Origin of the sequence: Sphingobacterium alkalisoli, from assembly GCF_005049105.1 — a bacterium.
GTDB classification, from domain to species: Bacteria; Bacteroidota; Bacteroidia; order Sphingobacteriales; family Sphingobacteriaceae; genus Sphingobacterium; species Sphingobacterium alkalisoli.
In genome coordinates, this window is sequence record NZ_SUKA01000010.1 from 40707 (window position 1) to 53720 (window position 13014).

Sequence of the window (13014 nt, forward strand, 5' to 3'; positions counted from 1 at the left end):
GATACTGCCGTATTTACACAAAGGTAATAAAATCAGTGCAAGCCCGATATTAATAATTTTTTACGACTTTTGCATGAAGATATGATAGATAAATCGGTAAATACGGAAGCATGAGAGGGTTAGTAACAAAATCCACCGGAAGTTGGTACCAGGTTTCGGCAGAAGATGGCCTAAAATACGATTGTCGTATCAAAGGGAAGTTTAGAACCAAGGATATTAAGACCACAAATCCTATTGCAGTGGGCGACTGGGTGCATTTTGAGGTAGAACCCGATCAGGCAAGCGGCGTAATCAACACATTAGAGCCCCGGAAAAATTATATCATTCGCAAATCAATAAACCTTTCCAAGCAGACACAAATTATTGGTGCCAATCTGGATCAGGCTATTTTAGTGGTTACGTTAGCTTCTCCTCCAACTTCACTCGGTTTTATCGATCGTTTTCTGGTGACGGCAGAGGCCTACGATATTCCGGCTATTGTGGTGTTTAATAAATTGGATTTGTTTAGCGACGAAGGTTTGGAAATATTACAGGAATACAAGGCGATATATGAAAATATAGGCTATCCCTGCTATGAAGTATCGGCTATAGAGGGAACTAATATGGCTGCGATTCGAGATCTTTTGAAAGACAAGGTTACGTTGGTATCCGGCCACTCGGGTGTGGGAAAGTCAACTTTGGTGAATAGGATCGTGCCCGGCGCAGAATTAAGAACGGGAAATATCTCGGATTGGTCTGACCAAGGTAAACACACCACGACATTTGCCGAGATGATCGACCTACCCTTTGGAGGTAAATTGATCGATACGCCCGGCATCCGAGAGTTAGGAATAGTGGATATCGAAAGACAGGAGCTGTCACATTTTTTTCCAGAGATGCGGCAATTGATGAACAAGTGTAAGTTTAATAACTGTAGACACCTGAATGAGCCCGGTTGTGTGGTAATGGATGCGGTCGAAGAAGGCTTAATCGAGTCATCACGTTACGATAGTTACCTCAGTATATATAACAATGAGGATACAAGGAGGTAGGCGTTAAAACAAAAGATATTGTTTATTGTTTTAATTAAAGGTTGCTCGACGCGCACCCAATCTCACAAAGTAATGATTATATACATATGAAACCAATCTGGAAATGGGCACTTATCGTTCTGGCGATTATACTTTTAGTGGTAGGTGGGGTGCTGTGGTACTATGGAAGAAACTGGAAGCCCATTCTGGAAACCAAGCTTAAGGAGGCAATACATAATTCTTCGGATGGACTCTATACCTTAACGTACGATGAGTTGGATCTCAATATTGGATTAGGAAATGTTACGCTTCGTCAGGCCGAATTAATCCCCGATTCTGCGATTTATCAGCAGATGATAGCGAGCAAGAAAGCGCCAGATAACCGTTTTCATATTAAAGTGAAATCGTTGAAAGTGCGAAGATTCAGCTTATGGGATGTGCTGCGAAATCGAACGTTACGTATTAAAAGCATTGTTTTAGAAGAGCCTGAAGTTTATTTGTGGTCAGAGAAGCATGCTTTTAACGATACCGTATCTAACGACCCTAAAAAGACACTTTACGAGAGCATAGAGGATGTTTTTACGTCCGTTAATGTGCGTGATGTGCAGTTGGATAGTGTTAAGTTTACCTACTCGAAGATAGAGAAAGGGAAATCCAGCAACATCAAACTTGACAAGGTTAATGTTAAATTGGAAGATATATTATTGGATAAAGACTCGCAGCATGATTCGAGTAGATTATTCTACGCCAAAATGATTGATGTACATATTCCGGGGTTTGCGTACGATCTTCCAGATGATTTTTATAAGCTTCGTTTTAAAGATTTGAAATTTAACAGCAAAGACCGATCGTTGTTGTTAACGAAGTTTGCGTATGAACCTAAGATGAGTAAGTCGGCTTTCTTTAAGCAGAAGAACAGGAATATCACGATGACAGTGCTTAAGATCGATAGCCTTTCTGTTGAAAATATAGATGTTAGACAACTTGTCGAAAAGCAGCAAACGATCGGATCTATCGTGCGCCTAAAAAATGGAACGGTAGATCTGTCGAATGATACGCGCTATCCCAAATATCCGAAGAATAAAATAGGGCATTCGCCTCATCAAAAGTTAATGAAACTAAACAGTATCATTCGATTTGATACTGTTTTGGTGGATAATGTCACGATTACGTATTATGAATTTAGCGCCAAATATGGCAGAGAAGGTTCCATCAGCTTTAACAATGCAAAAGGAAACTTAACTAATGTAACGAATGATACATTGACACTCCATAAGGATAAATTTATGAGGGCAGATCTTTCTGCAAAGATCATGAATTCGGGAAATTTGCATGCAAAATTTAGCTTTGATATGTTGAGTAAGACGGGGTATCATACCTATAAAGGTAGTGTAGGAGCCATGAATGCCACGGCTTTCAACCGTATTTTGCGACCTTTGTTGAATGTAGAGTTGAAATCAGGAAACATGAAGAGAGTAACCTTTGATATGGAGGGGACCGATCATAGGAACTGGGGCGATTTTAGATTTGATTATAATAACTTAAAGCTGAGTCTGCTCAATGAACAGGAGAAGGGACAAGCACAAACATCTAAAAAGATTGTTTCCTTCCTGGTAAATCAGATCATTATTAACGATAGCAACCCCGACGCGAATGAAATCTATCACGTGGGAAAAATTAATTATAGACGGGATCCTCAGCACACGTTCTTTAAAACACTATGGCAAAGTTTGCTGGATGGCATAAAGCAAACTGCTGGTATAAGCCCCGAGCGGGAGGCAAGGCTGATGGGCACTGCGGAGAAAGCCAAAGAGGCTGCTAAGAACTCAAATTCGGTGCTTAAGAAAACCGGAAATTTTATAAAAGGTATTTTTAAGAAAAAGGAAAAGGACGAAGAGGAAGAATAGCGGTATTTTCCTATGTTTGTGTGATGGAGACAGCTGTTAGCTTTTTAAAGTTTGTATTTACATATCGAAAAAAAGTAGTTGAACAGGTCATGTTCTATGTGAGTATGGTTTGTGCGCTCACAGTCGTTGTTCACGTAGGCTACATTACAAATCCTGACATAGCTCTTAAAACGGAACTAGCCATTCGTTTTATGTTCTACATGCTTTTTGTATTAGAATTGATTCGTAAAATCTCGTCCATCTTGATCCTCAAAAAGATTACGGTTTCCAACTATTCTAGTATTTTCCTCATTTTGTACTTTTTGTTCATCATAGTCGCCCGCTTAACGAACGGGCAGCCCCTGGCGTTCTTTGCAAAAGAGGAATGGTTGTATCTTGGAATTGCGCTCGTGTTTCTTTCTGAATTGTCCAAAAACAGTCTTTTCTTCGATAATTTTTACTTTAATCCAACTATATTATTTGTTATTAGCTTTTTGAGTCTTATTCTTGTTGGTACTATTCTTCTTATGCTGCCAAGGACGACCTTAATTGAGCCACTAAGTTTTGTCGATGCTTTTTTTATGGCAACAAGTGCCGTATGTATTACCGGGTTAACAGTTACAGATATTTCGACAAATTTTTCGTTATTCGGGCAGGGGGTTATTATGCTGTTGGTGCAGGTTGGTGGATTGGGGATTATGACATTTACGGGTTTTTTTGGTTATTTTTTCTCTGGCGGCTTTTCGTTTAAAAATCAGCTCATGTTTGGTGAAATATTAGGGGAAAATAAATTGAACGCAGTAATATCAACTTTGTTGACGATTATTTTTATTACACTGCTCTTTGAGTTTATTGGCGGCGTATTTATTTACATTTCAGTTGAAGATGCTGTATTTGACAGTTTAGGAGAAAAAATATTTTTCTGTGCTTTCCATGCCATTTCGTCTTTTTGTAATTCGGGTTTTACCATTATCAAAGACGGTTTGATGAACGATACCTACAGGTATAATTATAACTTTCAGATTGCCCTTTCCCTTTTATTCGTTATTGGAAGTTTAGGATTTAGTACAATATTTAACTTCTATACCTATGTCAAGGATAAATTAAGAGGTGTATTGGGGGCGATCTTTTTTAATCAAAAGCGTGTTCACCGGCCCCAATCATTTTCTTTTAATACAAAGTTCATCCTTTCATGCAATATGATCGTACTGGTATTGGCAACAGGTTCATACTTTGTGATGGAGCAAAATCAAACGCTAATGCAAGATCGAACAGTGATTGGTGAATGGGTAACTTCGTTTTTTATGGCAAATGCTTCACGATCAGCGGGGTTTAATAGTGTAGACCCAAATCTAGTTACTGCCCCTACTTTGATTATGCTAACGACATTGATGTGGATTGGTACTGCGCCAGGCTCCACGGGCGGCGGGGTAAAAGTGACGACGGTGGCTATAGCGTTGATGAATATATTTTCATTAGCGCGAGGTAAAGATTCCTTAGAAATCTACAGGAGAAGTATTGCTGCCGAATCTGTTAACAAAGCTTTCGCTATCATTATCCTTTCCTTAATAACTATTACATTGTCCTTTATACTGCTGAGTTTTACAGAACCTGAACAAAAAATGAAGATACTGTTATTTGAAACAGTATCCGCGTACACCACCTGCGGTTTAAGCTTGGGTGCGACGCCTTCACTAAGCAGCCCGGGCAAGATCATTATAGTATTTACGATGTTTGTAGGACGGGTTGGTACACTAACACTTCTGGTCGCATTTATAAAAAATATCAAGAACAAAAGCTATATTTATCCAGCTGAGAAAATATTATTCTGATGATCTAGAGGAGCTTATGATCATGCTAAAAAGTACGTTAAATGCCAAACTGTTATGCATCTTGCCATGCGTAGCGCTATTGAGTTCAAGATGGCGCTTCCGGATTTAAATACGATGGGTTGTATTTGGCATAGTAAGGTCATTAGCAACAAAAAAAAGAAATAAATGAAGTATATAGTTTTAGGATTAGGACACTTTGGAAGATCCTTGGCGATTCGTTTGACCGAGTTGGGGCACGAAGTAATTGCTGCCGATAAAAGTCTGACTATTGTCGAACAATTTAAAGACCGAATCACACATACGGTATGTATGGATACGACGGATAAAGATGCGGTAGGCTCATTACCCCTAAAGGATAGTGATGCCGTCATAATTGCTATAGGTGAAGATGAGGGAGCTTCTTTACTCACGACTGCCCTCATGAAGCAATTTAAGGTAAAACGGATCGTTGGCCGTGTTGTCTCCGATTTGCAAAAGACAGTATTGGAGGCGATGCAAATCGATGAATATATAATGCCTGAGGAAGAAGCCGCTGAACGCCTTGCCCTGCGCCTAGATAATATAGATATTGTGGACTCCTTCCAAATATCCGATAAATATAGTATTATCGAAACGAAGGTGCCGACCAAATATATCGGACTGACCTTAAAAGAGGCGGATTTGACGAATAAATACAAAGTCATTGTTTTGACAACGCTTCATCTTTCAGACAGTGCAGGGAAAGGTACAAGTGGCAAAAAGGCCTCAGGGATCGCAAAATCTGACACCATTCTCCATGAAAATGACTTGTTGGTATTGTTTGGCGAACTTTCCGATATCAAAAAATTAATTGAAAAGGGAAACTAGCTCTGTATATATAGGAAATATTAAAATCATTTATCTATTTTTGACCATTAACAAAAAAGCATAATCGCTAAATTATAGATGAATCCATCATGAGCATACCAAAAGGTAAGGAATATGTTCATGATTGTTTCATCACATTAAAAAAACAAATTATATACGGATGAAAAATTGGTTTAAGGAAAACTCAACACATCTTATTATCGTTGCCATATTTATATTATTGGTGATTTTTTATTTTTCTCCGCTATGGCAGGGTAAAGCGTTGGCGCAGCATGACGTTGTACAGGCTTTAGGGAGCCAAAAAGAGATTTTCGACTATAAGGAGAAAGACGGGCATGCGCCGGAATGGACGAATTCCATGTTCGGAGGGATGCCTACCTATCAGATATGGTATGAGCATGCCTCAAATGTAACAACCTATTTTAATAGAGCGATTAAAACGGTATTTCCGTTGCCAGCTGATGTTATATTGATTTTTTTGTTGGGCGCATATTTCCTGCTTAGTGTACTACGGGTGAAGCCCTGGCTGGCCGCTGTGGGTGCCATTGCTATTACATTTTCATCGTATAATTTTATTTACATAGAGGCTGGGCATGTTAATAAGGCTTACGCCATAGCATATATGGCCCCGATAATAGGTTCTATTATTCTATGCTATCGAGGCAATCGATTATGGGGTTCGGTTTTATTGGCTCTTTTCCTGTCTTTGGAAATTCGGACTAACCATATTCAAATGACCTACTACTTGTTTATTGCCATGTTGGTTTTGGTTGGCTTTGAATTGTATTATGCGATTCGGGATAAGAAATTGCCCAAATTTGCGCAAGCCACTGCTGTACAATTGGCCGCTGCGGTAATCGCTGTACTGGTGAATGCTTCTGTGCTGTTTCCTACTTATGAATATAGTAAGCTCACAACCCGAGGTAAAGCGAATATTGTAAAAGTGGAAGATGGTGCGAAAGATGGCGGGTTGGATAGGGAGTATGCATACGCCTGGAGCCAGGGAATTGGTGAAAATATAACTTTCCTTATTCCAAACGCGTATGGCGGTAAATCACAAGGTGTACTGGACAAAGAGTCGAATGTGGTCAAGTTTTTTACGGGACTTGGTGTGCCTGAAGTACAGGCCGTACAATTTGCACAAAACATACCAACATATTGGGGCGAGAAACACTTGGGTACTTCGGGGCCTTGGTATTTTGGAGCCGGAATTTTCTTTCTATTTATATTAGGAATTATCATTGTTAAGGATCGTTTAAAATGGTGGATACTCGCGACCTCTGCGCTCGTTCTGTTGTTAGCTTTGGGTCGCCATTTTCCGTTGGTCTCGGATATTTTCTTCGACTATGCGCCTTTATACAACAAGTTTAGAGCTGTAGAATCTATTTTGGTTATCCTTTCTATTCTGGTTCCGCTACTGGCCGTTATGGCAGTACACGAGCTGTTGAATAGGGCACAAGAGATACCCAAGCTAGATAAAAAAGTATTGTACACCTTTATAGGTGTGGGTGGATTTTGCTTGCTTGTAGCACTTTTACCCGATCTGTTTTTGGGTTTCAGATCGTCTAATCACAGTGAACTTATAGCGGGATTAGGACAACAACTTGGTGATGCGAATATGGGCAATCAGCTCGGTAACGCTTTGGTAAAGGACCGTTCTGCACTGGCCTCGGCTGATGCTTGGCGTTCGTTGTTCATTGTGGCATTAATCTTCGCCTCTGTATGGGGATTGTATAAGAAAAAGCTAACATCCACCGTCTTCGTGGCTATTTTAGGGGTCGTGACTTTAGTAGATCTATGGTCCGTGGATAAGCGATATTTGAATGATAAATCCTTCTTGGAAGAAAGCCTAACGAAGAGACCCATCCAGGAGAAAGAAGTCGATCAATTGATTCGCATGGATAATGACCCTAGCTATCGGGTTTTGGATTTGACGACCAATCCGTTCTCGGATGCGCATGCATCGTATTTTCACAAAAATTTAGGAGGCTATCATGCTGCGAAGCTCATGCGTTTCCAAGAGGTGCTCGAACATCAGTTTAATGGTGCTATCAATGAAGACGTGTTGGACATGTTCAACGTGCGTTATATAATGACTAAGGATCAGTCAAATGGGGCGGAGCGTATCCAGCGTAGGAGCACAGCGGCAGGCAATGCATGGTTCGTAGAAAAAGTAACTTTCGTGAAAGACAATGCACAGGAGATGCAAGCCATCAGTAGCTTTGATCCTTTGAAAGAAGCATTTGTACACGAGGAGTTTAAAAATAAGGTCAATGCAAGTCGATTGGGACAGCCCGGTAATGCTGCAATAAATTTGGTGAGCTATCATCCAGACACGTTAAAATACGAGTATTCTGCACCACACGATGCTTTTGCGGTGTTCTCCGAAGTGTATTACGATAAGGGCTGGAAAGCGTATATAGATGGTGAAGAAGCACCTATTTTACGGGCGGATTACATATTAAGGGCGCTACAACTTCCCGGAGGAAATCATACCGTTGAATTTGTTTTCGCCCCCTCAACCATGCGCATTAGCAATATGGTTTCTTTAATAGCTTCATTCGTATTAGTCCTCGGCTTAATTGCTGCCGTATGGTATACAAACAGGAAGCGAACGCCTAAAAAAGTATAAAGAGGGATTCGATAGAGATATTAAGGGAAAGAGGTTTTCTCTCCTTTCTCCTTGACGAGAAAGGAGCAAAGAGTCAAGACTTGGTCAATGTTATGCTAAAAGCTTTTGGATTTACTAAACAGATCTGAGCCGTTGCACTTCGTATATCTGTTCTTAACGCAAATCTAAAAGCTTTCTTAACGCTACATCGACCTAGGTCGTCCCTTTAAATTCAGCTGAAGCAAAAAGTACAATATAATCAATGCACTATCCTCACAAATTCGAAAATGTCGCCTTAGCCATTTGCCTTTTGCAGTAGGAAGCACTAGCCAATGTGGCGAATGGGTAAAGCGACGACTTTTTTGCTTCCTTTTTTATCCCCCTTACTCTTTAACATTGATCCAAACCATTCTGCAATAGTTCCTCTGATTCGCAAAGTGGGTAATGTCGTGCTTTGGCGCCACCTCTTACGGTTTTAAAAGAGCTTTAATTGCGGATCTGTAACGCGAAACGTTTTCCGGTGATGTGGTGTGAATCCATGCTGTAAAACGGCATTTCGATGAGTTATGGTAGGATAGCCCTTATTGGATTTCCAGTCATATGATGGATACTCTCCAGCGAGATCGCTCATGAAATCATCCCTATAAGTTTTTGCTAAAATAGAAGCGGCGGCTATGGATAGGTATTTTCCATCCCCTTTTATAATGCATTCATGTTTTACATCCTGGTAAGGGATAAACCTATTGCCATCAACCAGAATAAACTCCGCTTTCACGGCTAATGCATCTAGTGCCAAATGCATGGCTTTGTAGGAAGCATTGTGAATGTTGATTTTATCAATATCCTGAGGTGAGACGCTCGCCACTGCAAATGCTAAAGCTTCGCTTTCAATAACAGGACGTAATTCCATCCGTCGTTTTTCGGATAGTTTTTTTGAATCGTTCAGTAGCGGATTGCAATAGGCAGGTGGAAATATTACAGCTGCGGCAAAAACAGGGCCGGCAAGGCAACCCCGACCTGCTTCATCGCAGCCGGCTTCGAGATAGGTGTGCTGAAAATGAGATAGTAACATTATATTCTTCTATAAAAGTGTAACTTATCTGTGATATAATATCGTTAACATTAATTTACGTTACTTATTTGTTCTTTTGTACAAAATATGGACTTGTTTAAAGATAAGTTTCACAGTTTTTGTTATATAAAGGTACAGATAAATTTAACGATGAATAAATTTTGGGTATTATTAGTTGTAGGGAGTTTGCCATTTACCACTTTTTCGCAGAAGAAAAAATCGGATACGTATACCTTTCAACCAATATCCGGTATCGTTATAGATGGTAATCTTAATGAATGGAACGATCAGCTAATTCCCATCGAAGACGATGCGTGGTCATTTGGAATAGGGAAAGAAGGGGACAAGCTATTTGTGGCGGTGCGTGTTCAGGATCCCGTATTGAGACAGGAAGTTATTCGTAACGGCATCATTGTTAATCTCAGCTATACAGACAGAAAGAAGGATGGTGCTCAACTCACCTATCCCTTTCCAGACAGAGAGCGGTTACGTGCACTATCTCAAAACGAAGATTTAGATCGTTCGGCATTTCAACAGGAACTATTAAATAGCTCAAGAGGCTACTACGTGAAAGGTTTTTCAAAAGTAATAAACGGACTTCTTTCCTTTGAAAATAACTATGGTGTAAAGGCTGTTGTTAAATTGGATAGCAACGAGCACTTTCTGTATGAGGCGGAGATTCCATTAGGTCTTATCGAGTTTGAAGAAGAGGAGATCGCGGTACAGATCGTCGTTAACAATGTGTTTCGTCAATTGCAAAAGGCCGCAAAGAATAGGTCAGGTAGTTCTCCTTATTCCATGTACGGTAGAATGCAAGTTGTAGAAAGTACACGCAATCCGTATAAGTTCGAAACGGACGTATGGGTCTTTGGTAAAGTGAAATAATAAAATGAAGAGAAAATCAAATAATATGAGTCGTTTTTTAAAATCCTTAATACTTATCCTCTTGTTGACGTGTGCAGGATCTATCCAGGCACAGACGGGAAAGACAGTACAAGGTATGCTGAGAGATTCGCTTTCACGGATAGTGGCAGGAGCATCGGTGTTATTGGTGTCGGATCAAGACTCATTGGGAACAAGTTCTTCCCAGGCAGGTATATATACCTTTAATAATGTAAAGGGTAATCAATTTAAAATTCGGATTGCAAGCTTAGGCTTCGAGGCTTTCGAACGGGAATTTACGTTTCCTGTTGGTGAACAGAAAATGATTATACCTTCTTTTGAATTAAAAGGGATACCAAATATGCTGGAGGAAGTAATCGTTAGTGGTGTGCTTACAGTGCAGGTGAAAGGCGATACGGTAGAATATGGCACCAAAGATCTAAAGCTAAGAGAGGGCTCTGTTGCAGAAGATGCATTAAAGAAATTGCAGGGCGTGGAAGTCGACAAAGACGGAAATGTAACGGCACAAGGCGAGGCGATTACCAGAGTGCGTATTAACGGGAAGGATTTCTTCGGTGGAGATGTAAAAACAGCTACGCAAAACCTGCCCGCAAATATCATTGAGAAGATCCAGGTAGTAGACGATTATGGCGATATGGCAAATCTTACCGGAAATAAGTCGGGAGAGTCAACGAAGGTGCTGAATATTCAAATAGACCCTCAATATAATAATGGTGTTGCTACTACACTTCGAGTGGGAGCGGGGACTGAAGAACGCTATCAAGCGACAGGTATGGTCATGGGGTTTAGAGATAAAACACAGGTTTCTTTCTTAGGTAATCTAAACAATATGAATGCTAATCTTTTCGATTTCAATTCCATGGGAGGAGGCGCCCGGGGGCGGCAAGGAGGAGGAGGTCGCGGAGGTAGTGGAATGTTTGGCGGATCCGAAGGGATTACGAACACGGGATCTGTAGGTTTAAATATACGTCACGATTTTAGTGATAAGTTAAAGCTTTATGGAAGTTATTCGTTTGGTCGAGATGATAACAATACCCTTTCCAATTCCTTTACCGAATATATTGGACAGAGCCTCACCGAAGAGTCTGATCAGGATAACAATAGTATTCGTGCCAATCACCGTTTTGAAGGAAATTTAGAGTGGAATATTTCGGATAATGATTATGTTAAATTTACCCCTCAGATTGGTTTCAACAAGAATACAACCGATAATCTCGCAAATTCAACCTTTTATGATGAAAGCGTGTTAGATAATATTCAGAATCAGACCTCGATCAGTGATGTGAATTCTCCGAGATATAACTTTTCGGGTTTATATAACCGAAAGCTAAACGACAAAGGGAGAAATTTATTTTTCAACTTTAATTATGATAATGCTGTTACAGATAATGAGTATAATCAAATTCTGGAGCGTTTGGTTTACGATCCATCCAATCAAGATGTACCCGTTAACGAAATTTTTGAACAAACCCTTCGCGAATCTCAAAATAAAAGTTGGAATGCAGGGACGTCAATTTCTTATACTGAGCCGTTCAGTGAACGCGCGAAGCTGGAGGTAACATACGACTACAATATCAATGACTACGATAATTATAATCGCCAAAGAGCACAGGATGAGAACGGTGATCCGTTAAGTTCTACACTATTGAATTATTCTTATGATTATGATTATGCGTTCACGACTCACCGTGTAGGTGCTAGTTATATGTATGATAACGACAAAATTAAATATTCCCTTGGCGCTTCTGTACAACCCTCCCAATTAAAAGGAGATGCATTTAGTGCAACAGAATCGGCGGTGATTGATCGTGCTAATTTCAATATTATTCCTATAGCTCGTTTTGAATACAAATTCTCTAAGCAATCTAATTTGACCCTGAACTATTCAGGACGTTCCTCTGAACCAGGAGTTTCGCAGATATTGCCTTTTGAGGTGTCAACAAATAGAACCAATATCACCATTGGTAACCCAGAATTAGATCCAGAATTTAGACACTCCATGAATTTGCGTTTCCGCTCTGGCGATTTTCAAAAAGGGAAAACATTTTTTGCTATTCTTCGGACTGAGCTAACGCAGGACAAGATCGTTTCAATGAATAGACGCTATACGGTAGATGGCGACGGTTTGTATCAGGAAGTGGGTTATCAAAATGAATCTTCTCCTGTGTATTCTATTGGTTCTTTTTACCATTGGGGAAGATCTTTAAAAGAGAAAACGTATAACATTATGTATGGAGGAGGAGTGAACTTCAACCGTAATATATCCTATTTAACACAAAGTGCAACAGCTGATGATTTTGCTAAAGGAGTAACGAACAATACGACAATTAATCAGATGCTATTTTTCCGGTACAATCCGTCGGAGAATTTGGAGATCAATCCTGGTCTTCGCTATGCCTATAATATTACGAGCTCCTCACTACCTGATTTTGCATCGCCAAACACAAGAAAAATCACGCCATCACTGATTGGTTCTGTGAATATTACGCCTACTACAATTTTTGGTGCTGATGTATCCAAGGAGTTTAATAAAGGATATCGTACGGATGCAAATCCATTTATAATCAATACCTATATCGAACAAAGATTTATGAAAGGACAACGTGGCACACTTCGTTTGCAGGGTTTCGATTTATTAAATCAACAAACAAACATTGATCGTTCGGTTGGCGATATTTTGACCGATAGTAGAACGAACCGATTGGCACGTTATTTCATGCTTACCTTTACCTTTAAGCTTCAGAAATTTTCGGGTATGGCGCCTGATTCGGGAAACTCATTTCCGGGAGGAATGCGTCGCCCTAGAATGTAGTCGCATTTAAGTATGGAGCAGGGACGGCTGAAGGATACTTCA

General features: G+C 40.1%; 8 protein-coding genes. 7 read left to right on the forward strand and 1 reads right to left on the reverse strand.

The annotated features are described in order from the left end of the window. Window positions 1-110: 110 nt before the first annotated feature. The 5 genes from rsgA to FAZ19_RS21995 all read left to right on the forward strand — a co-directional run bounded on the left by rsgA (window position 111) and on the right by FAZ19_RS21995 (window position 8206). Window positions 111-1031, forward strand: coding sequence for a ribosome small subunit-dependent GTPase A (rsgA, locus tag FAZ19_RS21975; protein WP_136822924.1), 921 nt, complete (start codon window positions 111-113; stop codon window positions 1029-1031). An 86-nt stretch (window positions 1032-1117) separates the two neighbouring features. Continuing rightward, the gene (locus tag FAZ19_RS21980; protein WP_136822925.1) at window positions 1118-2917 is read left to right on the forward strand and encodes an AsmA family protein; all 1800 of its coding nucleotides are present in this window, start codon (window positions 1118-1120) and stop codon (window positions 2915-2917) included. A gap of 23 nt (window positions 2918-2940) precedes the next feature. Beyond that, entirely contained in the window at window positions 2941-4728 is a 1788-nt protein-coding gene (locus FAZ19_RS21985; RefSeq protein WP_136822926.1) for a TrkH family potassium uptake protein, read from the forward strand. Between the two features lie 165 nt (window positions 4729-4893). After that, window positions 4894-5574, forward strand: coding sequence for a potassium channel family protein (locus FAZ19_RS21990; RefSeq protein WP_136822927.1), 681 nt, complete (start codon window positions 4894-4896; stop codon window positions 5572-5574). A gap of 160 nt (window positions 5575-5734) precedes the next feature. Next, complete coding sequence (locus FAZ19_RS21995; RefSeq protein WP_136822928.1) at window positions 5735-8206, forward strand: YfhO family protein; 2472 nt, start codon at window positions 5735-5737, stop codon at window positions 8204-8206. A 454-nt stretch (window positions 8207-8660) separates the two neighbouring features. Here the strand turns inward: FAZ19_RS21995 and FAZ19_RS22000 are convergent, their stop codons facing one another. Then, window positions 8661-9257, reverse strand: a complete 597-nt coding sequence (locus FAZ19_RS22000) for a ribonuclease HII (RefSeq protein ID WP_136822929.1) — start codon at window positions 9255-9257, stop codon at window positions 8661-8663. A gap of 150 nt (window positions 9258-9407) precedes the next feature. On the opposite strand from FAZ19_RS22000, the gene FAZ19_RS22005 reads away from it, so the two are divergent. Further along, a complete protein-coding gene (locus tag FAZ19_RS22005) occupies window positions 9408-10142 on the forward strand; it encodes a hypothetical protein (protein WP_136822930.1) in 735 nt (244 codons plus the stop codon). Between the two features lie 4 nt (window positions 10143-10146). Continuing rightward, on the forward strand, window positions 10147-12972 hold the full coding sequence (locus FAZ19_RS22010; protein ID WP_136822931.1) for an outer membrane beta-barrel protein: 2826 nt from the start codon (window positions 10147-10149) through the stop codon (window positions 12970-12972). Window positions 12973-13014 lie beyond the last annotated feature (42 nt).